Source organism: Devosia sp. (assembly GCF_035944845.1).
Lineage (GTDB): Bacteria > Pseudomonadota > Alphaproteobacteria > Rhizobiales > Devosiaceae > Devosia_A.
The window spans coordinates 64396-88960 of the sequence record NZ_DASZAW010000035.1 but is presented as its reverse complement, the minus strand read 5'-3'; the positions used below and the strand labels follow the sequence as shown (position 1 = coordinate 88960).

Annotated in this window: 19 protein-coding genes; 12 read left to right on the top strand and 7 right to left on the bottom strand. The window is 65.3% G+C overall.

Features of this window, described 5'->3' with window-relative positions; genetic code table 11:
• Nucleotides 1-58 precede the first annotated feature (58 nt).
• The 5 genes from VGV07_RS05900 to puuE form a co-directional block, all read right to left on the bottom strand.
• Nucleotides 59-1834, bottom strand: a complete 1776-nt coding sequence (locus VGV07_RS05900) for a serine hydrolase (RefSeq protein ID WP_326867756.1) — start codon at nt 1832-1834, stop codon at nt 59-61.
• A gap of 282 nt (nt 1835-2116) precedes the next feature.
• A complete protein-coding gene (locus VGV07_RS05895) occupies nt 2117-2575 on the bottom strand; it encodes a VOC family protein (protein WP_326867755.1) in 459 nt (152 codons plus the stop codon).
• A 92-nt stretch (nt 2576-2667) separates the two neighbouring features.
• Complete coding sequence (locus VGV07_RS05890) at nt 2668-3150, bottom strand: SRPBCC family protein (RefSeq protein WP_326867754.1); 483 nt, start codon at nt 3148-3150, stop codon at nt 2668-2670.
• A 22-nt stretch (nt 3151-3172) separates the two neighbouring features.
• Complete coding sequence (locus tag VGV07_RS05885) at nt 3173-3529, bottom strand: ArsR/SmtB family transcription factor (RefSeq protein ID WP_055045447.1); 357 nt, start codon at nt 3527-3529, stop codon at nt 3173-3175.
• 223 nt (nt 3530-3752) lie between these two features.
• The gene (puuE, locus tag VGV07_RS05880; protein ID WP_326867795.1) at nt 3753-5171 is read right to left on the bottom strand and encodes an allantoinase PuuE; all 1419 of its coding nucleotides are present in this window, start codon (nt 5169-5171) and stop codon (nt 3753-3755) included.
• A gap of 211 nt (nt 5172-5382) precedes the next feature.
• Between puuE and uraH the strand changes: the two genes are divergently transcribed.
• The 12 genes from uraH to VGV07_RS05820 all read left to right on the top strand — a co-directional run bounded on the left by uraH (nt 5383) and on the right by VGV07_RS05820 (nt 20992).
• Nucleotides 5383-5739, top strand: a complete 357-nt coding sequence (gene uraH / locus VGV07_RS05875; RefSeq protein WP_326867753.1) for a hydroxyisourate hydrolase — start codon at nt 5383-5385, stop codon at nt 5737-5739.
• Entirely contained in the window at nt 5739-7202 is a 1464-nt protein-coding gene (gene xdhA / locus VGV07_RS05870) for a xanthine dehydrogenase small subunit (RefSeq protein ID WP_326867752.1), read from the top strand. Before uraH ends, xdhA begins: the two co-directional genes overlap by 1 nt.
• 163 nt (nt 7203-7365) lie before the next feature.
• Nucleotides 7366-9693: a xanthine dehydrogenase molybdopterin binding subunit gene (gene xdhB, locus VGV07_RS05865; protein ID WP_326867751.1), complete on the top strand. Its 2328-nt coding sequence runs from the start codon at nt 7366-7368 to the stop codon at nt 9691-9693.
• Nucleotides 9693-10277 carry an endonuclease domain-containing protein gene (locus VGV07_RS05860; protein WP_326867750.1) on the top strand — a complete coding sequence of 195 codons (585 nt, stop codon included), beginning with the start codon at nt 9693-9695 and terminating at the stop codon, nt 10275-10277. The genes xdhB and VGV07_RS05860 overlap by 1 nt, the downstream gene beginning before the upstream one ends.
• The gene (gene xdhC / locus VGV07_RS05855) at nt 10274-11155 is read left to right on the top strand and encodes a xanthine dehydrogenase accessory protein XdhC (RefSeq protein ID WP_326867749.1); all 882 of its coding nucleotides are present in this window, start codon (nt 10274-10276) and stop codon (nt 11153-11155) included. Before VGV07_RS05860 ends, xdhC begins: the two co-directional genes overlap by 4 nt.
• Nucleotides 11145-12707, top strand: a complete 1563-nt coding sequence (locus VGV07_RS05850) for an ABC transporter ATP-binding protein (protein ID WP_326867748.1) — start codon at nt 11145-11147, stop codon at nt 12705-12707. The genes xdhC and VGV07_RS05850 overlap by 11 nt, the downstream gene beginning before the upstream one ends.
• Nucleotides 12697-13773: an ABC transporter permease gene (locus VGV07_RS05845; RefSeq protein WP_326867747.1), complete on the top strand. Its 1077-nt coding sequence runs from the start codon at nt 12697-12699 to the stop codon at nt 13771-13773. Before VGV07_RS05850 ends, VGV07_RS05845 begins: the two co-directional genes overlap by 11 nt.
• A gap of 2 nt (nt 13774-13775) precedes the next feature.
• Nucleotides 13776-14699, top strand: a complete 924-nt coding sequence (locus VGV07_RS05840; protein WP_326867794.1) for an ABC transporter permease — start codon at nt 13776-13778, stop codon at nt 14697-14699.
• A 48-nt stretch (nt 14700-14747) separates the two neighbouring features.
• Nucleotides 14748-15833: a BMP family ABC transporter substrate-binding protein gene (locus VGV07_RS05835; protein ID WP_326867746.1), complete on the top strand. Its 1086-nt coding sequence runs from the start codon at nt 14748-14750 to the stop codon at nt 15831-15833.
• Nucleotides 15834-16071: 238 nt separating this feature from the next.
• Nucleotides 16072-17292 carry a urate hydroxylase PuuD gene (locus VGV07_RS05830; protein WP_326867745.1) on the top strand — a complete coding sequence of 407 codons (1221 nt, stop codon included), beginning with the start codon at nt 16072-16074 and terminating at the stop codon, nt 17290-17292.
• Nucleotides 17289-18596, top strand: a complete 1308-nt coding sequence (guaD, locus tag VGV07_RS05825) for a guanine deaminase (protein WP_326867744.1) — start codon at nt 17289-17291, stop codon at nt 18594-18596. The genes VGV07_RS05830 and guaD overlap by 4 nt, the downstream gene beginning before the upstream one ends.
• Before the next feature lie 236 nt (nt 18597-18832).
• Nucleotides 18833-20992, top strand: a complete 2160-nt coding sequence (locus VGV07_RS05820; protein WP_326867743.1) for a malate synthase G — start codon at nt 18833-18835, stop codon at nt 20990-20992.
• A gap of 212 nt (nt 20993-21204) precedes the next feature.
• Here VGV07_RS05820 and VGV07_RS05815 read toward each other — a convergent pair whose 3' ends face one another.
• Nucleotides 21205-22848 carry a CocE/NonD family hydrolase gene (locus tag VGV07_RS05815; RefSeq protein WP_326867742.1) on the bottom strand — a complete coding sequence of 548 codons (1644 nt, stop codon included), beginning with the start codon at nt 22846-22848 and terminating at the stop codon, nt 21205-21207.
• Entirely contained in the window at nt 22845-24557 is a 1713-nt protein-coding gene (gene ade, locus VGV07_RS05810) for an adenine deaminase (protein ID WP_326867741.1), read from the bottom strand. The genes VGV07_RS05815 and ade overlap by 4 nt, the downstream gene beginning before the upstream one ends.
• Nucleotides 24558-24565 lie beyond the last annotated feature (8 nt).

Here is a 24565-nt window from a genome sequence, read left to right as displayed (position 1 = left end):
CAACGTCAACGCCGCGGCCCCCTGGATAATGGTGCGCCGGCGCCAGCCGGCGCCGGGTTCAATTTGCCTGGCCATCGAAGGTCTGGCCCATCTGATCCATCACCTGCTCGAGGCCGAGCTGCGACATTTCCATCATCTGCTTCGACGTGGTGGTGTGCTCGGTGATGGTGACCTCGGTGAACTCGCCTTTCGGCGTCAGCGTCACTACCGTTGCGACATCGCGCGGGAATTCAGCGGGCATGCCGACACTGGTCGGGTCGATCGGGTTGCCGTCCTTGTCCGAGAGGTTCTGGACGTATTCGAGCCGCTCGTTGGGGACCACCTTGGTATACTCCCAGCGCATCCACAGCTCGTGCCCCTCGGGCGAGCGCATCAGCACCACCGAGTAGCCGCCTTCGCGTACGTCCATGCGGGCCGCCGGGCTGGTCCAGGGGCGCGGACCCCACCACTTCTGCACTTCGGCATCTTCGGTCCAGGCGCGCCAGGCGCGTTCGGGCGAGGCGTTGAAGCTGCGGGTGACCGACACGTCGTGGGTGATGAGTTCGGGCACGTCGGACACTCCCTTGGTTTCGGCGCCGATGGCGGTGTAAGCGCCGCGCCAGAAGTCACGGAACTCGTTGGAGGTGATGTAGTATTGGACCGATTGGGTGAACATCAGCCCGATCAGGCCGGTGCTTGGGTCGTTGATCCAGGTGGTGCCATAGCCGCCGTTCCAGCCATAGCGGCCGGGCGTGGGCGAGATGTCGTCAGGCGCGTCATAGGTCAGAACGCCATAGCCCCAACCGACCCTGTCGAAAAAGCCGGGCATGAAGCCGGCGCCATCCTTCTGCTCAGGCGTCAGCTGGTTGTGAGTGATCTTTTCGACCGAAGCCGCGCTGATCAGCCGCGTGCCGCGATACTCGCCGCCATTGAGCAGCATGCGGGCGAAGGCGAGATAGTCGTCGAGCGTCGAAACCAGCCCGCCGGCAGCGGACGGGAAGCTCGGCGGTTTGCTCCAGATGCCGTCGACCGGGTCTTCGAGAAACTGCTCGTTGGTGGCGAAGTTCACCGAATAGGCCGGCTGGAACCGATCGAGCTTTTCCGGCGGCACGAAGAAGCCGGTATCGACCATGCCGAGCGGGGTAAAGATGCGGGTCTCGAAGAACTCTGCGAGCGGCATGCCGGAGGCCCGGGCGATCAGCACACCGGCCACGAGCGAGCCGGTATTGTACATCCAGGTCGCGCCCGGCTGATGCATCAGCGGCAGCTCGGCGAATTTCGCCAGCCACTCGTCGGGCGTCCACGGCGTCGCCGGTACCGGCGGGCCGTTGGTCAGCTGGCGGGCGTCGATCGCCTGCTGGATCGGCAAAGTGGGGTCGAACAGCACGCCGAACCCCAGGGTGAAATCTAGCAGGTCGCTGACGAGGATCGGGCGGATCGCCGGTACGGTGTCGGTGATCGGGCCTTTAAGGTCCTTCAGCACCTGGCGGTCGGCAAGTTCGGGAAGCAGCCGGTCGACCGGCTCGTCGAGACGAAGCTTGCCCTCCTCGACCAGCATCATCACCGCGGTGGCAGTGACGGCCTTCGCGACCGAGGCGATGCGGAAAATGGTGTCGCGGCGCATCGGCACGCCGCCCTCGAAGGCGGTGTTCCCCGCCGTATCGACGATCACCTCGTCGCCCTTGGCGAGCAGCCAGACGGCGCCGGGCAGGTCGCCCTTCTTGATCGAGGCTTCGATCTTGCCCTTCAGCGCGGCCAGCGCCGCAGGGTCGAAGGTCGGTTGCTGGCCGATAGCCGGCACGGCGGTAGCCAGCACCAGGGCGCTGACGGTGAGGAGGAAAGTTCGGCGGTGCATTTCAGGGGTCTCCGGATTCTGGCAAGCCGCTCCCGTCCGCGCGCCGGGTGGCGCGTGGGGCAGGGGCTCGCGATGTGAGTTGAGCAGGGCTAGTTCATACGATGGTACACGCACCGGTCTCTCGGTGGTCCTCCACCGTGAAACGGGGGAGGGGGACCGCCGAAGGCGGTGGAGGGGGCGGCAGGATGCGCCGGTGTCTTTGGCCGCCCCCTCCACCAGCTTCGCTGGTCCCCCTCCCCCGCCATGCGGGGGAGGATCACGGAGAGGCCGGTGCCTGTCGGCTTAGCTGCCGGCGTAGGCCTTCTGGATGTCGGCCACGATGATCTTCTGCATCTTCAGCATGGCCTGCATCGCCCGGCCGGCGCCGGCGCGGTCGCTACCGGCCAGGGCCTCGCCCAACTGCTTGGGGACGATCTGCCAGCTGAGGCCGAACTTGTCCTTCAGCCAGCCGCACTGGCTTTCTTCGCCGCCATTGGCGGTGAGGGTGTCCCACAGGTGATCCACCTCCTCCTGGCCGTCGCAATCGACAGTGAAGGAAATGGCCTCGGTGAACGTGAACTGCGGGCCGCCGTTCAGCGCCATGAACTCCTGGTCGCGCAGGCGGAAGGTGATGGTGATGATCCGGCCATCCGGATAGTGGTCGACCTTGTGGATCTCGCCGTCCTTGAAGGTCGCAATGTAAAAATCGACCATCTCTTCGATGCGGTCGTCGATCCACAGGCAGGGCATGATCTTGGGCATTTCGAGGTCTCCTCGTTGGGTTGAGTTTTCCCGATCCGTGAAGCGGAACGCTTCAGCGGCAGGGTCGTCGCAGGGCAGTCGAAAGTTCTGAACTAGTAGGCCGGCATATCGGCCAGCAGCTCTTCGAGCCGCTTGAAGCCCGCCTCCATGCCCTCGGCCATCGGGGTGGCCCTGGCGCCGTCGCGAGCTTGCCTCGTTGGGTAAAGAATGGTCACCAGTGAAGTGGTGATGCCGTCCTCTTCTGTGATGCGGTTGGTGACGATGGTCTTACCTCCGGTCCAATCCTGATCGTAGAGCTCGTCGGTCTTGATCCAGTCCGGCCGGGTGATCTCCAGCACATCGCCGCCCGAGCCCATTTCGAAGCCGTCAGGACTGCGGGTGACGAAGCGCCACTTGCCGCCGACCCGGGCGTCGAACTCGCAGGTGGTAAACGTCCAGTCGGCGAAGCCGAGCCACCGCTTGATCAGCGCCGGAACGGTCCAGCAATCGAACACCAGGTCGGCCGAGGCCCTGAAGGTGCGGGTGACGGCGATCTCGCAGTCGGAGGGCAGGGTGATGGTCAGGGGCGGCTGCATGGGGCGTCTCCTCTGGTCCTGTTCAGTTCTTCTTGTCGCCCTTGGGGGCGAAACGCTGCAACTCATCGAGCAGGGTATCGAGCCGCTGGTAGCTCTGCTCCCAGAACTTGCGATAGTTCTCGAGCCAGCCCACCGCATCGGCCAAGGGCAGTGCCTCGATCTTCACCGGCCGGCGCTGCGCATCCTTGCCGCGTGAGACGAGGCCGGCGTTTTCCAGCACCTTGATATGCTTGGAAATGGCCGGCTGGCTCATCTCGAACGGCGCCGCCAGTTCATTCACCGATGCCTCGCCCTCGGCCAGCCGCGCGAGGATGGCGCGCCGGGTGGGGTCGGCGAGGGCGGCGAAGGTGAGATCGAGCTGGTTCGGGTTCGGCTGCATTTCATAACCTGTTCGCTATATAACGAGATGGTTATGATCGATGTGCGACGGGATGTCAAGCGGGGTTTGCGTGAGGGGGCATACTGATAGAGACGGCCCCCTCCCGGCCTCCCCCATGAAGGGGGAGGTGAAGAGTCGAGGCTCTGTCTTCAATCGTGCCAGACGCACCAGCGGGCACCTCCCCCTTCATGGGGGAGGATGGGAGGGGGCCGTCTGCCGCGGTTCAGGCGCCCAGAATCTGCCGGATCCGCAGTTCGGCGATGCGTTCCACCTGCCGGCAGGCGGTGGCGAACTCCACTTCGCGATCATTGGCCAGACGCGTCTCGAACGCCGCCATGATCTGGGCCTTGGTGTTGTCACGCACCGCGATGATGAAGGGGAAGCCGAACTTCTCGACATAGGCGGCGTTCATTTCGCCGAACTTTTGCCGCTCGGCGTCGGTCAGCGCATCGAGCCCGGCCGAGGCCTGCTCGGACTCGGATTCGGAGGTGAGGCGCCTGGCCGCGGCGAGCTTGCCGGCGAGGTCGGGGTGGGCGTTGAGCACGGCGAGCCGTTCGGCAGGCGTGGCGGCGCGGAACACCTGGGCCATCAACGCGTGGAGGCCGGTGGCCGTGTCGTGCGCCGGGCCCATTTCGCGCTTGTGAGCGCGCTCGGCCACCCATTCGGAATGCTCGAACACATTGCCGAACAGCTGGGTGAAATCGTCGAGCGCCAGTTCGGACGGCACGAGCTCAGGCTTCACATAGGGGTGGGTGGTCAACCAGTGCTCGGCGATGTCGATGCGCTTGGCGATCCAGACCTTGTCCTTTCCCATAATGTACTCGACGAAGCGCTTCAGCCCGGCAAAGCGGCCGGGCATGCCGACCAGCCGGCAGTGCAGTCCCAGCGACATCATCTTGGGAGCGCCGGCCTGGCCCTCCTCGTAGAGCACGTCGAAGGTGTCCTTCAGCAGCTGGAAATACTCCTCGCCATTGGCAAAGCCCGAGGCGGTGGTGAAGCGCATGTCGTTGGTGGCGAGCGAATAGGGGATGATCAACTGCGGGCTGCCGAAATGCTCGCGATAGTAGGGCAGGTCGTCGTCATAGGTGTCGGAGACATAGGTGAAGCCGCCTTCCTCGCTCGCGAGATCGACGGTATTCACCGAGGTGCGGCCGCAATACCAGCCGGTGGGGCGGCTGCCGGTCACCTCGGCGTGGAGCTTGATTGCGGCGTGCAGGTCCTCGCGCTCGTGCTCGATGTCATAGTCCTTGTAGTCGATCCACTTGAGGCCGTGGCTGGCAATCTCCCAGTCGGCGTCGAGCATGGCCTTGACCTGCTCGGGCGAGCGCTGCAGCGCGGTGGCGACGCCATAGACGGTGACCGGCAGGTTGAGGCCGGTGAACAGGCGGTGCAGCCGCCAGAAGCCGGCACGGGCGCCGTACTCGTACATCGACTCGACGTTCCAGTGGCGCTTGCCCGGCCACGGCACGGCGCCGATCACATCGACGAGGAACGCCTCGGAGGCGGCGTCGCCATGCAGGATATTGTTCTCGCCGCCTTCTTCGTAGTTCAGCACGAACTGAACTGCGACATGGGCGCCGCCGGGCCATTGCGCATCCGGGGGATTCGGGCCGTAGCCCTGCAGGTTCCGGGGATAACGCATCATTGGCACCTCATCGTTGGTCCCCGATTTATCGCGAGCCGGGTCGCGCGTTGCAAGGCCGGCAAAAGTGGACCAGTTGGTAAAAAACTGCCGACGACCCCCTTGGAACGGAGGCGAATATGCTCAATAGTCGGGCAATCCAAGGGTTATGCCTCAACGGCAAGCGGGAGCCACGGGGGCGATCCGGCGGGCAGGGCGAAGGGACTTCACAATGGCGGGTTCAGCACGCCTGACGACGCACGTACTCGATACGACACATGGCAAGCCTGCGATGGGCATGCGGCTCGACCTGAGCATGGTACATGGCGACCATACGCACCATATCTGGTCCGGACACACCAATGCCGATGGGCGGGTGGACCAACCGCTGCTGGAAGGCGATCGCTTCCACCTGGGCAGCTATGAGCTGATCTTCCATGTGGGGCAGTATTTCGAGCGGATTGGCCTCGATCTCGAAACCCCGTTCCTCGACACGGTGCCAGTGCGGTTCACGATGAGCGAGGCGGCGCACTACCACGTGCCGCTGCTCGTCTCGCCGTATGGATACTCGACTTACCGGGGAAGCTGATGACTGAAATCCGCAACCAGCTGCGGTTCATCCTCAACGACCAGGACGTCATGCTGGACGAAATTTCGGCGACCCGGACGCTGCTCGATTTCCTGCGCCTCGACCGGCGCATGACCGGCTCGAAAGAAGGCTGCGCCGAGGGCGATTGCGGGGCCTGCACGGTGCTGGTCGGGCGGGTTCACGACGGCGAGCTCAGCTACCAATCCGTCAATGCCTGCATCTGCTTCGTCGGCTCGCTTGATGCAACGCATGTGGTGACGGTCGAGCATCTTTCGGCGGCCAACGGCCCGCTGCATCCGGTGCAGCAGGCGATGGTCGAGCATCATGGCAGCCAGTGCGGTTTCTGCACGCCGGGCATCGTGATGTCGCTCTATGGCATGTGGATGCAGAACGCCGACCCCTCGGTGAACGACATCGAGGTGGCGCTGCAGGGGAACCTTTGCCGCTGCACCGGCTACACCCCGATTATCAAGGCCGGCCGGTCGATCTCGGCCTATGGCCAGGTCGTGGCCGATCCGCTGGTCAGTGAGCGGCAGACCATCAAGGCGCGGCTCGAAGCGCTGCGCGACGGCCGCCGGGTGGAACTGGGCGAAGGCAAGGATCGGCTGATCGTCCCGGCTTCGGCCGACGACCTTGCCGAGGTCTATGCCGCGAACCCTCAGGGGACGCTGGTCTCCGGCGCCACCGATGTCGGCCTGTGGGTCACCAAGTTCATGCGCGATATCGGGCCGATGATCTTCATCGGCGATGTCGCGGACCTGCAGCGGATCGAAGAAACCGACGCGACGCTGAAGCTCGGGGCAGGGGTGACCTATAGCGAAGCCACTGCTGCGGTGACGTCGCGCTTCCCGCAGCTCACCGAACTCTGGATGCGCATCGGCGGCCAGCAGGTGCGCAATATGGGCACCATCGGCGCCAACATCGCCAATGGCTCGCCGATCGGCGACACGCCGCCACCGCTGATCGCCCTGGGCGCTTCGATAACACTGAGGAAGGGCGGGGTGCGCCGCGAGGTAAAGCTCGAGGATTTCTTCATCGCCTATGGCAAGCAGGACCGGCAGCCGGGCGAGTTCGTCGAGAGCGTCACGATCCCATCGCTGCCGGAAGGCGAGCAGTTTGCCTGCTACAAGATCACCAAGCGCAAGGACGAGGACATCTCGGCGCTGTGCGGAGCGTTCCGGCTGAAGCTGGAGGGCGGCAAGGTGGCCGGCATCACCATCGCCTATGGCGGCATGGCGGCGACGCCGAAGCGGGCCAAAGCGGTGGAAGCTGCTTTGCTGGGGAAGGCCTGGAGCGTGGCGACGGTGGAAGCGGCGATCCCGGCCTTCGCCGAGGACTATCAGCCGCTCACCGATATGCGGGCTTCGGCGGAGTACCGGCTGCTGGCGGCGCAGAACCTGTTGCGGCGGTTTTTCCTCGAGACGACCGGCGAGGGTGAACGGCTGACGAGGGAGGTGGCGTGATGATTGGTGCATTGCTGCTGGCAGACGGCCCCCTCCCATCCTCCCCCACAAGGGGGGAGGTGCCGCCCTGTGGACTTGGCACGATCGAGCCACAAGCTCGACTCTTCACCTCCCCCTTCATGGGGGAGGCCGGGAGGGGGCCGTCTGCTGATGGTGTGCACCCATGAACAAGCAATCCCCCATTACCACCTCGCCGCTGCATGTTTCGGTGAAGCACGACTCCGCCATCAAGCAGGTGGCCGGGCGAGCCGACTATATCGACGACCTCGCGGAGCCCGAGGGCACGCTGCACGCCTATCTCGGGCTCTCCACCAAGGCGCATGCCGATATCGCCTCGATGAACCTCGATGCGGTGCGCGCTGCGCCGGGCGTCGTGGGGGTGCTGACGGCTGAGGATATTCCGGCCGAGAACGACGTGAGCTCGGTGCATAAGCATGACGAGCCGGTGTTTGCCACGACCCGCGTCGTCACCTGGGGCCAGCCGCTGTTCGCGGTGATCGCTCAGACGCGTGAGGCGGCGCGGCGGGCGGCGAAGCTGGCGAAGATCGAGTATCGCGAGCTGCCGCATGTCACTGACGTCGATGCGGCGGTGGCGGCGGGTGGCAAGCTCGTTACCGAGCCGCTGAAGCTCGAGCGCGGCGATGTCGAAGCCGGGCTTGCCGGCTCCGAGCACCGGGCCAAGGGCCGGGTGCGGATCGGCGGGCAGGAGCATTTCTACCTCGAAAGCCAGGCGGCGCTTGCCATTCCCGGCGAGGACGACGAGATCACCCTGCAGGTATCGAGCCAGCACCCGACCGAAATCCAGGTGATGGTGGCGCAGGTGCTCGGCGTGCCCCATGCCGCGGTGACGGTGAACATGCGCCGCATGGGCGGCGGCTTCGGCGGCAAGGAAACCCAGGGGAACCTGTTCGCCGTGGTGGCGGCCGTCGCGGCCAAGAAGTTCAACACGGCGGTGAAGATCCGCCCCGACCGCGACGACGATTTCCAGATCACCGGCAAGCGCCATGATTTCGTCGTCGATTACGATGTCGGCTACAATGCCGATGGCAAGATCCAGGCGGTGACCGCCACCTATGCAGCGCGCTCGGGCTACTCGGCCGACCTTTCGGGGCCGGTGACCGACCGGGCGCTGTTCCATTGCGACAACGCCTACTGGTATCCGAGCGTCCGGGTGAACTCGCTGCCGCTGTTCACCAATACGGTGTCGAACACGGCGTTCCGCGGTTTTGGTGGCCCGCAGGGGATCATCGCGGCGGAGCGCTGGATCGAAGACATCGCCTATGCGCTGGGCAAGGACCCGCTGGAGATCCGCAAGGCCAATTTCTACGGCACCGACAGCAACAACGTGACGCCCTACCACCAGGTGGTGGAGGACAATGTCATCGAGCGGGTGATCGCGGATCTCGAGGAGAGCTCCGACTACCAGGCGCGGCGCCAGGCCATTATCGAATTCAACAAGACCAGCAAGGTCTTGAAGAAGGGCATCGCCATGGTGCCGGTGAAGTTCGGCATCTCGTTCACCGCCACCTGGCACAACCAGGCCGGGGCGCTGGTGCATGTCTATCGCGACGGCTCGATCCATCTGAGCCATGGCGGCACCGAGATGGGGCAGGGGCTCCATATCAAGGTGATGCAGGTGGTGGCCGACGCCTTCGGCGTGCCGGTTGAGCGGGTGCAGATCACCGCCAGCAATACCGGCAAGGTGCCCAACACCTCGGCGACTGCGGCCTCCTCCGGCACCGATCTCAACGGCATGGCGGCGCTCGACGCGGCCAACCAGATCAAGGCGCGGATGGCGGCGCATGCGGCCTTCATCTACGAGGTCGAGCCATCCGAAGTGCAGTGGGAGTTCGGCGGCATCCGCGCCGGCCAGCAATTCGTGCCGTTCGATGAACTGGCAACCTCATGCTGGATGAACCGGGTGCAGCTATCGGCGACCGGCTTCTACAAGACGCCGAAAATCCATTGGGACCGCGCCACCGGGCGCGGCCATCCGTTCTACTATTTCGCCTATGGCGCGGCGGCTTCGGAAGTCACCATCGACACGCTGACCGGCGAGTACCAGGTCGACCGCTCGGACGTGCTCGAGGATGTCGGCCGCTCGCTCAACCCAGCGATCGATATCGGCCAGGTGGAAGGCGGCTTCGTCCAGGGCATGGGCTGGCTCACCACCGAGGAGCTGTGGTGGGACGGCAAGGGGCAACTGCGCACCCATGCGCCCTCGACCTACAAGATTCCGCTCGCTTCCGACGTGCCGCGCATCTTCAACGTGCGGCTGGCCGAATGGAGCATCAACAAGGAGCCGGCGATCGGGCGGTCGAAGGCCGTCGGCGAGCCCCCGCTGGTGCTCGGCTATTCGGTGGTCGAAGCGCTGTCGATGGCAGTCGCGTCGGTGGCGGATTACAAAGTCGCGCCGCAACTCGATATGCCGGCAACGCCCGAGCGGGTGCTGATGGGGGTTGAACGGATGCGGCGGGCGAGGCAGGGCTGATGGCGAGGCCGGTGGCTCACCCCTCATCATCGAACGATGGGCCGCAGCCTCCCGAGGCTTCGGCAGCCGGCACCAATCGAGCTCGGGCCCTGCGTCGGAATGAGACGCAAGCGGAGGCTCGGCTCTGGTACCTACTGAGGGATCGCCGGTTGGTCGGTTTCAAGTTCAGGCGGCAGGTCCCGATTGGTCCGTACTTCGCGGATTTCGCCTGCTACGAGGGGCGGCTCGTTGTTGAACTCGACGGCAGCCAGCATTTCGAAAGTGCACGGGACGTGCGTCGCGACGAAGAGCTGCGCCGCCGCGGTTTCGAAGTGCTGCGGGTCTGGAACAGTGAGCTCAGCGACAATCGCGATGGGGTGCTGGAAGCGATCCTCACTCTGCTGACGGCGCGTGTGGCCCCACCCTCATCCGGCCTTCGGCCACCTTCTCCCATCAAGGGAGAAGGTCACCCCGCGGACATCGCGGCACAGGGCCAGCCCGCAGATCCGGGAGTAGTAGACCAGTCCACAGGCCCCTCAGTCGGGCCTTCTCCCCTTGTGGGAGAAGGTGCCCAACGGGCGGATGAGGGGGAGGCCACACGATGACTCTCTCCGCCGCCACCCTCAAATCTTTCCTCACCACCCACCCCGCGACGATCGTCGCCGAGCTCACCGCCGTGCGCGGCTCATCCCCCCGTGAGGCCGGGACGTTCATGCTGATCTCGTCCGACGCGCAGGTCGGCACCATTGGGGGTGGGGCGCTCGAATATATGGTGATCGATCGGGCGCGGCAGGTGCTGCGATCAGGTGAGCATGAGGACAGGCTCGATATTCCGCTCGGGCCCGAGATCGGGCAGTGCTGCGGTGGCCGAGTGGATGTGGCGCTGAAGCGCGTCACTGAAGCTGAGGCGACGCGGCTTATCGCGCGGCTAGATGCGGAACTGGCGGCGCGACCGCACGTCTACCTGTTCGGCGCCGGCCACGTGGGGCATGCACTGGCGCGGGCGCTGGCAGCGCTGCCGCTCAAAGTCCACGTGGTCGATACGAGGCCCGACGAACTCACCAACCTCCCCGGCAATGTCGAAACCCACGCCGTGGCGATGCCCGAGGCGGTGGTGCGGAGCGCGCCGAATGGCAGCGCCTTCGTCATCCTGACGCATGACCATGCGCTCGACTTCCTCATCGCCGCCGAGGCGCTGCAGCGGGCGGACGCACCCTATGTCGGGATGGTCGGCTCGAAGACCAAGAAAGCAAAGTTCCGCTCCTGGTACCTGGGCGAAGGCTATCCGGCTGCGCGGCTCGAACGGCTGGTGCTGCCGATCGGCGGCAAGGCCTTCCCGCATGGGCTTGGGGACAAGCGGCCCGAAGTGATTGCCGCGCTGGCGGCGGCGGAAATTCTGGTCCACATTGGCTGGCGGGAAGTCGAAGATCCGAAGGCGCGGCCGGCCACTGCGAAGAAGTCGGGAGCCGTCCTTGGAGAGTAGCATCGCACCGCGGCTGCAACTGACCGGTATCACCAAGCGCTTCCCCGGCGTCCTCGCCAACGACAACGTTTCGTTCTCGGTCAGACCCGGCGAAATCCATGCGCTGCTCGGCGAAAACGGCGCCGGCAAATCTACCCTGGTCAAGATGATCTACGGCATCATGCAGCCCGATGCCGGTGAGATCCGCTGGGACGGCGAAGCGGTTGTGGTCAGCAACCCGAAAGCGGCGCGAAAGCTCGGCATCGGCATGGTGTTCCAGCATTTCTCACTGTTCGAAGCGATGACGGTGCTGGAAAACATCGCGCTGGGGATGGATAGCAAGATCCAGTCGCGTGACCTCGAGGCGAAGATCCGTGAGGTGATGGAGCAGTACGGGCTGAAGCTCGAGCCGCACCGGGTGGTCTCGACGCTTTCAGTGGGCGAGCGGCAGCGCATCGAGATCGTGCGCGCTTTGCTGCTGAACCCGAAACTGCTGATCATGGACGAGCCCACTTCGGTGCTCACGCCGCAGGAAGTGGAGCAGCTGTTCGTGGTGCTGCGCCAGCTGGCGGCCGAGGGCTGCTCGATCCTCTACATTTCGCACAAGCTGCACGAGATAAAGGCGCTCTGCGACACGGCGACGATCCTGCGCGGCGGCAAGCTGGTGGATACCTGCGACCCCAAGGTCGAGACCTCGCGCTCGATGGCCGAAAAGATGATCGGCGCCGGGTTGAAGGACGTGCGCAAGGTTGCCGGACGGACATTCGGGGACGAGAAGCTGGTGGTCAAAGGGCTGAGCCACGCCGCCACCTCGCATTTCGGCACCTCGCTCAAGGACATCAGCTTCTCGGTGCGGGCAGGGGAGATCCTCGGGATCGCGGGCGTCGCGGGTAATGGCCAGCTGGAGCTGCTGCTGGCGCTCGACGGCGAACTCGGTACCGATCCGCAATCGGTCAGCATTGACGGCAAGCCGGCCGGCGCGCTGTCGCCAACGGCGCGGCGAGGGCTGGGGCTTTGCGCGGTGCCGGAAGAGCGGAACGGCCACGCGGCGATCGCCGATTTCAGCCTTGCCGACAACACCGTGCTCACGGCGCGCGACCGGCTCGGCATGGTGTCGGGCGGGCTGATCCGCGCCGGCGCGGCGAGAACCTATACCGGTGAAGTGATTGCGGCATTCGCGGTGAAGGCGCTGGGGCCGGGCGCCACTGCCGGCTCGCTATCGGGTGGGAACCTGCAGAAATACATCATGGGTCGCGAGATCCTGCAGAAGCCGTCGGTGCTGGTGGTCAGTCAACCAACCTGGGGCGTCGATGCCGGCGCGGCTGCGGCGATCCACCAGGCCATCGTCGATCTCGCGGCGACCGGTACGGCGGTGGTGGTGATCAGCCAGGATCTCGATGAGCTGCTGGCGCTGTCGGATACGCTGGCGGTGATCAATGGCGGGCGGCTCAGTGCGCCGATGGCATCCGGTTCGGTGTCGATCGAGGAGATTGGGCTTTTGATGGGCGGCATCCACGGGACGCCAGAGGAAACGCATCTTGCGCCGGGGGGTGAGCTTGCAGTTGAGGCTTGAGAAACGGGCGGCGCCAAGCCGCTTCATGCTCTACGCAACGCCGGTGGCAGCGGTGCTGATCACCATGGTGCTGGGCGCGCTGATCTTCACGCTGCTCGGCTATGACGGGCTCGGTGCGGTGCGCGAGATCTTCTTCACGCCGCTGACCAACCCCTACAAGTGGCAGGACCTGGCGGTAAAAGCCTCGCCGCTGGTGATCATCGCCGTCGGCCTCGCGGTCAGCTATCGTGCCAATGTCTGGAACATCGGCGCCGAGGGGCAGTACATCGTCGGCGGTATCGCCGGCACCGGCGTGGCGCTGCTTACCTACGACATGACGGGGCCATGGATCCTGCCGCTGATGCTGCTCGCCGGCATTGCCGGCGGCATGGCCTATGCGGCGATCCCGGCGTTCCTGCGCACCCAGTACAAGGTCAACGAAATCCTGACCACGCTGATGCTGACCTATGTGTCTGTGCAGCTCCTCAACTACCTGGTGTTCGGGCCGTGGAAGAGCCCGACCTCGATGGGGCAGCCGCAGACCGTGCTGTTCTCGGCCGACCAGTCACTGCCCTATGTGATCCCGGGCACCATCGTGCAACTGGGGACTCCGATAGCCATTCTCATTGCGGTCCTCGTGTGGTTTGTGATGAGCCGATCGGTGTTCGGCTTTTCGGTCCGCGTGGTGGGCGCCTCGCCGGCGGCGGCGCGCTATGGCGGGTTCTCTGCCCACCGCACGGTGTGGATGGCGCTGCTGGTGTCGGGTGGGCTCGCCGGGCTTGCCGGCATTCTCGAGGCGGCCGGGCCGTTCGGGCGGCTGGTGCCGCAGTTCCCGACCAATTACGGTTTCACCGCGATCATCGTCGCCTTTCTCGGCCGGCTCAATCCGCTGGGCGCGCTGCTCGCCGGCATCGTCCTTGCCATCACCTTTGTCGGCGGCGAGGTAGCGCAGACCACCATTGCGCTGCCCTTCGCGGCGGTCGGCATTTTCCAGGCGATGATGCTGTTCCTGCTGCTGGCCGGTGATGTGCTGGTGCGTTACCGCGTCCGCCGTGTCGCCAACGAGCCGGCGAGGGCACCGGCATGACGCTGGATCTGGCCATTGCCATCATCATCACGCTGGTCGGCGCGTCGACACCGATCCTGCTTGCTGCTTTGGGCGAGCTGGTGGTGGAAAAGTCCGGTGTCCTCAACCTCGGCGTCGAAGGCATGATGCTGATCGGCGCCGTTGTTACCGTGGCGGTGGTGCTGGTCACCGGGAACCACTGGCTCGCCATCCTCTGCGCGGCGCTCGCCTCAGCCGCCGCGGCGCTGATCTTCGGTTTCCTGACGCTGTCACTCAGCGCCAACCAGGTGGCGACCGGCCTGGCGCTCACCATTCTGGGCACCGGGTTTTCGGCGCTGTTCGGCCAGCCCTACACCGGGAAAGCTGTGCCGTTGCTGCGCTCGCCGTTCCCGCCCGAACTGGCGGCCGATCCGCTGTGGCGGGTGCTCTTCGGCTACTCCCCGCTGGTGTATTTCTCGCTGATCATGGTGTTCGTCATCTGGTGGTTTCTGAAGAAGACGCGGGCCGGGCTGATCCTTCGCGCTGTCGGCGAGAACGACCTCAGCGCCCATTCGATCGGCTATCCGGTGATCGGGGTGCGCTATCTCGCGGTGGCGTTCGGCGGCGCCATGGCGGGTATTGCCGGCAGCTGCTTCCCGCTGATCCTCACTCCGCAATGGGTAGAGCGGCTCACCACCGGGCGCGGCTGGATCGCCCTGGCGCTGGTGGTGTTCGCGGCGTGGCGGCCGTTCCGGTTGCTCGGCGGCGCTTACCTCTTCGGCCTCGTTATGACGCTCGAGGTCTATGCCAAGGCGGCAGGCGGCGGCTTCCGCATCTTGCCCTCGGAGCTGTGGGCGGCATTGCCCTATCTCGCAACCATTCTGGTCCTGGTGCTGATTTCCATGCGGCGCGGCGGCAGTTCCAGCGCACCGGCCTGCCTCGGCAAGCCCTTCCTTCCAGCGAGCTAGGGCACAGGGACCCGGCTCGAAACAACCGATGTCATGCAGGAGAGACAAATGACAGTTCTGAACAGACGCACTCTGATCAAGATCGGCGGGGCTGCCGCGGCCCTGCCGCTGCTCGGCGGCGCTGCCTTCGCGCAGGTCGACAAGGTGAAGGCCGCCTTTGTGCTGATCGGCACGCCGGACGACAATGGCTGGAACTTCGGCCACGACACCGGCCGCAAGTTCATGCTCGACAAGCTGGGCGCCGACAAGGTCGAAACCACGGTAGTGACCAATGTCGCGGAAGGTCCGGACAGCGAGCGCGTGTTCCGCGAACTGGCGCAGCAGGGCCATCACATCATCTTCGCCACCAGCTTCGGCTATGGCGACTACGTACACAAGGTGGCCAAGCAGTTCCCCGACGTGAAGTTCGAGTGGGCCACCGGCAACGCCACCGGCCCAAACGTCTCGATCTACAACGCCAAGTTCCATGAAGGCCGCGCCGTCGTTGGCACCATTGCCGGTTTGATGACCAAGACCAACACCATCGCCTATATCGGCTCGTTCCCGATCCCCGAAGTGCGCATGGGCATCAACGCCTATGCCATCGCGGCCCGCAAGGTGAACCCGGCGGTCAAGGTCAAGGTAGTCTATGTCGACAGCTGGTTCGATCCGGCCAAGGAAGCCGATGCGGCGCGCGCGCTGATCGACCAGGGCGTCGACGTGATCACCCAGCACACCGATGGTCCGGCGGCCCTGCAGGTGGCCGAGGAGCGCGGCATTGTCGGCGGCTTCGGCCAGGGCGCCGACATGAGCGCCTTCGCGCCCAAGTCGCACCTCACCTCGATCATCGACGTCTGGGGCCCGCACTATGTCGAGGCCGTGCAGGCGGTACTCGATGGAACCTGGAAGGAAGGCGCAAGCTGGCCGGGCATCGCGGCCGGCGAGGTGGTGATCGGGCCTTATAACGAGAAGATCCCCGCCGAGGTCGTCGCCAAAGCCGAAGAGGTCAAGAACGCCATCGCCGCCGGCACGCTCCACCCCTTCGCCGGTCCGATCAACGACAATGCCGGCGCCGAGCGCGTCGCGGCTGGTGACGTGATCGATGACGGCGAGTTCTGGGCCGTCGACTGGTACGCCGAAGGCGTCGAGGCGTAAGGCTCGCGTGCTATCAAGGGGAGGCGGGCGCGAGTCCGCCTCTACCTTTGTGTATAGACTGCCCCTCACCCGGCGCTACGCGCCACTCTCTCCCTCAAGGGGAGAGGGGAGGTTGGGGCTGGATCTCGCCACGACCGTCCCTCTCCCCCGGGGGCGCTGTTGCGCCCCCTCGGAGGGAGAGGGTGGCGAGCGAAGCGAGACGGGTGAGGGGCAGTAGCGAATTGAGGCAATCGAAGCGATGACCGACACCGCAATCTTCTGGGAATGGCTGAGTTTCGCGGTGCGCTGGACGCATGTGATCACCGCCATCGCCTGGATCGGCTCCAGCTTCTATTTCATCGCGCTGGACCTGGGATTGCGCAAGACACCGAGCCTGCCGCCGCTGGCGCATGGCGAGGAGTGGCAGGTGCATGGCGGCGGTTTCTACCACATCCAGAAATACCTGGTGGCGCCGGATTTCCTTCCCGAGCACCTGACCTGGTTCAAGTGGGAGAGCTATTTCACCTGGATTTCCGGGTTCATGCTGCTGGTGGTCGTCTACTATTTCGGCGCCGACCTGTTCCTCGTCGACCGGCATGTGCTCGATATCGCGGCCTGGCAGGCGATCCTGATCTCGCTCGGTTCGATCGTCCTCGGCTGGGTGCTCTACGACACGCTCTGCAAATCGCCGATCGGCAACTCGACCGGCGGGCTGATGGTGGTGCTGTTCGCCATCCTCACCGCGATGAGCTGGGCCTATACCCAGGTGTTCACCGGCCGTGCCGCCATGCTGCATATGGGCGCGTTCACCGCGACCATCATGGCGGCGAATGTCGCGATGATCATCATTCCCAACCAGAAGATCGTGGTGGCGGATTTGAAGGCCGGACGGGTGCCGGACGCCAAGTACGGCAAGATCGCCAAGCAGCGCTCGCTGCACAATAACTACCTCACCCTGCCGGTGATCTTCTTCATGCTGTCGAGCCACTACCCGCTGGCCTTCGCCACGCCGTGGAACTGGCTGATCGCCTCGCTGATCTTCCTCGAGGGCGTGCTGATCCGACACTTCTTCAACACTCGGCACGGCCGCAAGGGCAACCCGACCTGGGTGTGGCCGCTGGTGATCATCATCTTCCTCCTCTGCGCCTGGCTGTCGAGCGGGCCGAAGCTGCCGACCGGGGCTGAGACCGTGGCTTCGCCGCAGGCAACGCTCCTGATGCAGTCGCCGCATTTCAAGGCGGCGTCCGAGGTGGTGCAGGGCCGCTGCAGCATGTGCCACACCGCCGAACCAGTGTGGGAGGGGATCGCCGAGGCGCCCAAAAACGTCATCCTCGACAATGACATCGCCATCGCCAACCACGCCGAGCAGGTGGCGATCCAGGCCGGCTATTCGCATGCCATGCCGCCGGGCAATGTCACCGACATGACCGACGACGAGCGGGCGCTGCTGGTGGCGTGGTTCCGCGGGGACGGGCAGTGAAAGTCACCATCCTTCGTGGGCGCGTGCTGAGCTTCGTTGCTGAGCCGCAGGGCCGCGACGATCACGCCTCATACCGTTACATCGAAGACGGCGCCGTGGTAATCGGCGACGGCAAGATCCTGATGGTGGGGGAGTGGCACGATCGCGCCGCGTCGCACCACGCCGAAGCCGAGATCATCGATCACCGCCCGAACCTGATCCTGCCTGGGTTCATCGACCCGCACATCCATTTCCCGCAGATGCAGGTGATCGGCGCCTATGCGGCGGCGCTGCTCGAGTGGCTCAACACCTACACCTTCGTCGAGGAGCAGCGGTTCGGCGACGAGGCGCATGCGACGCGGATCGCCTCGCGCTTCTTCGATGAGCTGATCCGGCACGGCACCACCACGGCGGCAGCCTATTGTTCGGTGCACCCGCAATCGGTCGACGCGTTTTTCGGCGAGGCAGAGAAGCGCAACATGCTGATGGTGGGCGGCAAGGTGATGATGGACCGCAATGCGCCGCCGGGACTCCTGGACACGCCGCAGTCGGGCTATGACGATACCAAGGCCGGGATCGCCAAGTGGCATGGGCGGGGCAGGGCGCACTACGCCATCACGCCGCGCTTCGCCATCACCTCGACGCATGAGCAGATGGCGATGGCCGAGGCGCTGGCGCGGGAGTTCCCCGACCTCCACATCCAGACCCATGTGTCGGAGAACCTCGCCGAGATCGCCTATGCCAACGAGCTCTACCCCAACTACGGCGACTATGTCGGAATCTACGAGAAGTTCCACCTGCTCGGCCCGAAGACCCTGCTCGGCCACTGCATTCACCTCAGCCACCGCGAAACCGAGGTGCTTGCCGAGACGCAGTCGGTGGCGGTGTTCTGCCCGACCTCCAACCTGTTCATCGGCTCGGGACTGTTCGACTACGACCGACAGCACGAGCGCGGCGTGCGCATCGCCACCGCCACCGATGTCGGCGGCGGCAGCTCCTATTCGATGCTCCGCACCATGGACGAGGGCTACAAGGTGATGCAGCTGCGCGGCCAGCGGCTGACGCCGTTCCGTTCGTTCTTCCACATGACGCTGGGCAATGCCCGGGCGATGAGCCTCGAGGGCCGCATCGGCTCGCTCGAGGCGGGGAAGGATGCTGATATCGTGGTGCTCGATTCCAGCGCCACGCCGCAGATGGCGCTCCGCATGGAAACCTGCGGCTCGCTCGAGCAGGAACTGTTCCTGTTGCAGACCTGCGGCGACGATCGGGCGGTGGTCGAGACTTATGTGATGGGCAAGCCGATGAAGTCGGCGCTCGCGGCGTGAGCCGAAGGTGACGCTGATTGCGCCATTTGGGGATTGCGCTGGGCCAAGAAAACGGTGATGCCGGTTCGCGGGTATCGCAGGCGTCGAGGTCGTCGCCTCCCTCCCCCCGCGGCGCTACCGCGTCCGCTAGGAGGGGAGGGATTGAGGGTGGGGGTGGTGCGGTTATCACCGATGGACCCCCACCCCCCACCCCTCCCCTCAAGGGGGAGGGGAGCAGAGAGAACGAAGGAACTAGAATGGCTGACTACATCGAGAAATCCGGCCTCAAGGTCGATCGGCTGCTGGTGGATTTCGTCGAGAAGGAGGCCATTCCCGGCACCGCGGTAAGTGCCGAGCAGTTCTGGGATGGCCTCGCCGGGCTGGTGCAGGATTTCGCGCCGCGCAACCGCGACCTGCTCGCGATCCGCGACCGCATGCAGACGCAGGTGGACGATTGGCACAAGGTCAATGGCCCGGTCGGAGCTGACCCGGCGAAGTACCAGGCCTTCCTCAAACAGATCGGCTATCTCGTTGCCGAACCCGCCGACTTCAGCATCGAGACTTCAGGGCTCGACCCCGAGATTTCCTCGATCTGCGGGCCGCAGCTGGTGGTGCCGGTGTCGAACGCGCGCTATGCGCTCAATGCCGCCAATGCCCGCTGGGGCAGCCTCTACGATGCGCTCTATGGCACCGACGCGATTGCGCGCGAGGGCGAGCTGGCGCCAGGCAAGGGGTTGAACCCGGCCCGTGCCGCCGCCGTGGTAGCGCGGGCGGCCGAGTTCCTCGATGCCTCGTTCCCGCTGGCTTCGGGCAGCCATCGGGACGTCACCGGCTATCATGTGATCAAGGACGGCGAGCGGCGTGTGTTCGTGGCCGATACTGCCGCTGGCCGCGTCGGCCTCCAGGATCCCGCGCAGTTCGTCGGCTATGGCGGCACTGAGGAGCGAGGCGAGCTGGTGCTGCGCCACCATGGGCTGCATGTCATCCTGATCATCGACCCCAAGAGCCCGATCGGGGCGACGCACAAGGCCGGGCTCAGCGACGTGATCAACGAGTCGGCGCTGACCACCATCCAGGATTGCGAGGACTCGGTCGCCGCGGTCGATGCCGAGGACAAGGTCGGGGTCTATCGCAACTGGCTCGGGCTGATGAACGGCACGCTGAGCGAGACATTCGAGAAGGGCGGCAAGCCGCTGACCCGCAAGCTCAATGCCGACCGGCAGTACAAGGACGTGAACGGCCAGCCGCTCACGCTGAAGGGCAGGGCGCTGCTGCTGGTGCGCAACGTCGGTCACCTGATGACCACCAAGGCAGTGCTCGACCCTCAGGGACAGCCGATCGGCGAAGGGCTGATGGATGCGGCGGTCACCGCGCTCTGTGCGCTCAGTGACAAGGTCAATTCGACCACCGGCGCCATCTATGTGGTGAAGCCCAAGATGCACGGCCCGGATGAGGTCGCCTTCGCCTGCGAGATTTTCGGCGCGGTGGAGAAAATGCTGGGGCTGAAGCCCGAAACCATCAAGATCGGCATCATGGACGAGGAGCGCCGCACCTCGGCCAACCTCAAGGCGGCGATCCACGCTGCACGCAAGCGGGTGTTCTTCATCAATACCGGCTTCCTCGATCGCACCGGCGACGAGATCCACACCTCGATGCTGGCAGGCCCGGTGCTGCGCAAGGACGATGTGAAGGCGGAAAAGTGGATTGCCTCCTATGAGGACCGGAACGTTTTGATCGGGCTGGCCGCCGGGTTCTCGGGCAAAGCGCAGATCGGCAAGGGCATGTGGGCCCGGCCCGACGACATGGCGGCGATGCTGGCATCGAAGGCCGCGCATCCCAACGCCGGCGCCAACACCGCGTGGGTGCCATCGCCCACCGCGGCGACGCTGCACGCGCTGCACTACCACCAGATCGATGTGTTCGAAGCGCAGAAGCGCCGCCACAACCAGGCGACGCCTGGCCTGGGTGAGCTGTTCTCGATGCCGGTGCTCAATGCCTCGACGCTCGACAAGGCGGCGGTGCTGCGCGAGCTCGACAACAATGCGCAGGGTATTCTGGGCTACGTGGTTCGCTGGGTCGACCAGGGCGTCGGCTGCTCCAAGGTGCCCGATATCAACAATGTCGGGCTGATGGAGGATCGCGCCACCTGCCGCATCTCCTCGCAGGCCGTGGCCAACTGGCTGAAGCACGGGCTGGTCAGCGACGCAGAGGTGAAGGCCTCGTTCGAAAAGATGGCCGAGGTGGTCGATAGGCAGAATGCCGGCGACCCGCTGTACCGGCCGATGGCGGGGAATTTTGGGACGTCGATCGCCTACCAGGCGGCGCTGGATCTGGCGCTCGAAGGCGCGGTGCAGCCGTCGGGTTATACCGAGCCGATCCTCCATGCGGCGCGGGAGCGGGTCAAGGCGGGGGGCTGACGCTTCAACTCGCTCTCGCAAGTGGTCTCCCCTGTCCCTTCTCCCCTCAGGGGAGAAGGTGGCGCGAAGCGCCGGATGAGGGGTGAGGCGGTGGAATACGCGCTCGTTGAGAGGCTGAACCCCTCACCCAGTTGCGCTACGGACCTTCGGTCCTAGCTCCACTACCCTCTCCCCTCAGGGGCGAGGGTAGCCCGACTGCCGGCCTCAGTGACCTACACCCGATCCAGCTCCACCACCGGCAGGTGAATCGCGCTCGGGTGTGCCGGGTCGTGGAAGATTTCGATATCGGCTGAGGCCAGATGCGAGGCTTCGCCCAGCGGTTCGTCGGTGCCGGTGTTCCTCGCATAACGCGGGTGGGCGCCGCTGGCGACGATGACGCGCAGCCGGTGGTTGCGGTTGAAGCGGTGGGCCGAGGCGTGCATGCGGAAGTTGAGCTTCCAGATGTCGTCGGGCACCGCCGGATCGGCCGAGGTCTTGCGGATGATGCCGTCGCAGACGTTGATCGATAGCCCCTTCTCGTCGACGTCGCAGAGCCGGACGAAGAAGTCTGTATTGGGCAAGCTCGAGCGGGCATGCAGCGCGATGCGCACCTGGCCGAGGATGGTGATGGGGTTGAACAGCGGCTCCGAGGTGTAGACCAGCACATCGCCGCGCTTTTCGAGCGGTGCGTTTTCGACCGGCCCGGCGCCGTTGAAGGCGAACATCGCGCCGCCGACCGCTGGGGTCGGATGCGCCGGATCGTAGGTATAGGTATCGGGCGCCGAGGCGCGGACCGGGCGCTGCGACAGCACCTTGTCGGGGTGGATATGCCAGATCTGGTTCTCCGACTGCAACGGCGGGTAGCTGTCGAACTCGCGCCACTCGTTGAGCCCGCCGATATGCAGCCTGACCGGCTTCGGCCTCAGACTGCTGGCGTCGCCGAGCAGCTTGGCGTTCATCCACTCGAGCGTCTGCTTGACGCTTTCCATCTGCAGGTCCGAGCTGACATGGAACCAGGGCCCGATGGTGAGCTGCGGGGTATGGCCGGCATCGACCAGCGTCGCGTAGTCGCGCAGCAACTGATCGAGCATGAAATCGTACCAGCCCGAGGTGAAGCTCACCGGTGGGGTGCGGGCATTCAGGCGGTGGGTATGGTCGAGCGGCTGCCAGAAGGCGTCGTTGCCGATCGCTTCGTCCATCCAGCGGCGCCAGAACGGCACCTCGCGGCCGGTGACGCGTTTGTCGGCATCGCGCAGCGGCAGCTTCATGGTGGCGCGGAGCGTCGTCCGCTCGATGCCACCGGTGAACATGCGCTGCGCGGTGCGCATCGGGTTGCCGCGCAGGCCCTCGACGGTCTGGATCCAGCTCAGCCACAGCCCGACCGCCAGGCCGCCGCCGGGAAAGACGATGGAGCGGAACTCGGCGCTGGTCACCTTGATCGCCATGGCGGCGTGCCTGGGCAGCGCGTCGCAGATCGCCCATTGGGCGTAGCCCAGGTAGCTCGGGCCCGAGGTGCCGAGCCGGCCATCGAACCAGGGCTGCGCCTTGATCCAGTCGATGGTGGCAAGCCCATCGTCGCGCTCGTGCCCGAACGGATCGAATTCGCCTTCCGATTTGTCGGTGCCGCGGCAAGCCTGCAGCACGACGTGGAAGCCGCGCTCTGCATAGACCTCGCCAATGGTGGCGAAGCCGGAGAGCCCATAGGGCTCGCGCATCAGGATGGTGGGGTGCTTGCCCGGCAGCCTGGGGGCGAAGTGCTCGGTGGCGAGGGTAATGCCGTCGCGCATCGGTACCCGGATATTGCGGGTGCGCATGATGCCGCACTTGCGCTTCGGCAGCTTATAGAGATCGGCAAGAAACCGGCTGGCAAAGCTCATCTGACGAAGTCGAACTTGTCCACGTCGAACAGCCCCCGGTCGGTCATCTTCAGGTGCGGGATCACCGGCAGCGCCAGAAACGCCACCTGCAGGAACGGTTCGGGCAAGGTGCAGCCGAGATCGTAGGCGGCCTGGCGCAGGTGATGGAGCTTGTCGGCCACCGTCTCGAAGCTCAAAAGGCTCATCAGCCCGGCGATCGGCAGCGCCAGCTCGGCGGTCACGCGACCGCCATCGGCGACGGCGAAACCGCCGCCGAGCTCGATCAGCCGGTTGACCGCCACGGCCATATCCTCGTCATCGACGCCGACCACGGTGATGTTGTGGCTGTCATGGCCGACCGACGAGGCGATGGCGCCGCGCTTCAGCCCGAACCCGGTGGTGAAGCTCAAGGCGACATTGCCGTTGATGCCGTGGCGCTCGATGACCCCGATCTTGATCACGTCGTTGTCGATATCGGGCAGGGTGCCCTTGTCGGAAACTTCCAGGGTCGCCGTCTCGCGATAGGTGAGGATCAGCCCCGGCCGCACCCCGATGACAGGGGTTTCGTTCTGCCGCGGGTTGGGCGGCACGATGAAGGTCGAGGGGACGACCCGCCTTGCCTTCATCGAGGCGAGGCCGACGGGCGGCACCGGTTGGCGGGCTTCGAACAGTTCGGGCCGCACCAACCGCCCGGCGGTGATCACCTCGGCGACGCGGCAGCCCTCGAGATCATCGAGCAGCGCAATATCGGCGCGATAGCCGGGAGCGACGAGGCCGCGGTCCTTCAGCCCGAAGATGCGGGCGGCCGAATGCGACGCGGCGCGATAGACATGATGCAGCGGCCGGCCGCGGCCGATCAGCCGGCGGATCGAGGAATCGAGGTGGCCCTCTTCGAGCGTATCGAGCGGGTTGCGGTCGTCGGTGCAGAGCGCGACATAGGCCGAGGTATTGGCATCGAGGATTTCGGCCAGCGCCTCGAGATCCTTAGAGACGGAGCCTTCGCGGATCAGGATCGCCATGCCCTTGGCGAGCTTCTCGCGCGCTTCCACGGCGGTGGTCGACTCGTGGTCGGTGCGGATGCCGGCGGCGAGGTAGCCATTGAGCTGTAGGTCGGTGACCAGCGGCGCGTGGCCATCGATATGGCCGCCCTGGAAGGCCACCAGCTTGGCGATGATGCCGGGATCGGCGGCGAGCACGCCCGGGTAGTTCATCATCTCGGCGAGGCCGATGACCTGGCGGTGGTGACGGAACTTTTCGAGGTCGGCGATCTCGAGCCGCGCCCCCGAGGTTTCGTGCGGCGTGGCCGGCACGCAGGAGCTGAGGTTGACCCGGATATCCATCACCGTGCGCTCGGCGCATTCGAGGAAATAGCGGATGCCGTCGGCGCCCAGCACGTTGGCGATCTCGTGCGGATCGCAGATCACCGTGGTCACGCCATGCGGCAACACGCAGCGATCGAACTCGAACGGGGTCACCAGCGAGGATTCGATGTGCAGGTGCGTATCGATGAAGCCGGGCACCGCGAAGCGGTTGTCGCCTTCGATCAGCGTCCTGCCGTTGTAATAGCCATAGGTGCCGACGATGCGGTCGGCGACGATGGCGATGTCGGTGTGGGTGACGGAGCCCGAGATGACGTCCAGGAGGCGGACGTTCTTGATCACCACGTCGGCCGGAACCTCGCCGGCGCCCGCCTTGATCATGCGGGTGAGGAGCTCTGGGGAAATGGTCATGACGCGGC

Excerpts from the sequence above, each read along its gene's own strand:
- xdhC (WP_326867749.1), top strand. The coding sequence starts at position 10,274 with ATGACTCTCTCCGCCGCCACCCTCAAATCTTTCCTCACCACCCACCCC.
- xdhA (WP_326867752.1), top strand. The coding sequence starts at position 5,739 with ATGACTGAAATCCGCAACCAGCTGCGGTTCATCCTCAACGACCAGGAC.
- VGV07_RS05900 (WP_326867756.1), bottom strand. The coding sequence starts at position 1,834 with ATGCACCGCCGAACTTTCCTCCTCACCGTCAGCGCCCTGGTGCTGGCT.
- VGV07_RS05820 (WP_326867743.1), top strand. The coding sequence starts at position 18,833 with ATGGCTGACTACATCGAGAAATCCGGCCTCAAGGTCGATCGGCTGCTG.
- VGV07_RS05890 (WP_326867754.1), bottom strand. The coding sequence starts at position 3,150 with ATGCAGCCGCCCCTGACCATCACCCTGCCCTCCGACTGCGAGATCGCC.
- uraH (WP_326867753.1), top strand. The coding sequence starts at position 5,383 with ATGGCGGGTTCAGCACGCCTGACGACGCACGTACTCGATACGACACAT.
- VGV07_RS05885 (WP_055045447.1), bottom strand. The coding sequence starts at position 3,529 with ATGCAGCCGAACCCGAACCAGCTCGATCTCACCTTCGCCGCCCTCGCC.
- VGV07_RS05815 (WP_326867742.1), bottom strand. The coding sequence starts at position 22,848 with ATGAGCTTTGCCAGCCGGTTTCTTGCCGATCTCTATAAGCTGCCGAAG.
- ade (WP_326867741.1), bottom strand. The coding sequence starts at position 24,557 with ATGACCATTTCCCCAGAGCTCCTCACCCGCATGATCAAGGCGGGCGCC.
- xdhB (WP_326867751.1), top strand. The coding sequence starts at position 7,366 with ATGAACAAGCAATCCCCCATTACCACCTCGCCGCTGCATGTTTCGGTG.
- VGV07_RS05860 (WP_326867750.1), top strand. The coding sequence starts at position 9,693 with ATGGCGAGGCCGGTGGCTCACCCCTCATCATCGAACGATGGGCCGCAG.
- VGV07_RS05835 (WP_326867746.1), top strand. The coding sequence starts at position 14,748 with ATGACAGTTCTGAACAGACGCACTCTGATCAAGATCGGCGGGGCTGCC.
- VGV07_RS05830 (WP_326867745.1), top strand. The coding sequence starts at position 16,072 with ATGACCGACACCGCAATCTTCTGGGAATGGCTGAGTTTCGCGGTGCGC.
- puuE (WP_326867795.1), bottom strand. The coding sequence starts at position 5,171 with ATGCGTTATCCCCGGAACCTGCAGGGCTACGGCCCGAATCCCCCGGAT.
- VGV07_RS05895 (WP_326867755.1), bottom strand. The coding sequence starts at position 2,575 with ATGCCCAAGATCATGCCCTGCCTGTGGATCGACGACCGCATCGAAGAG.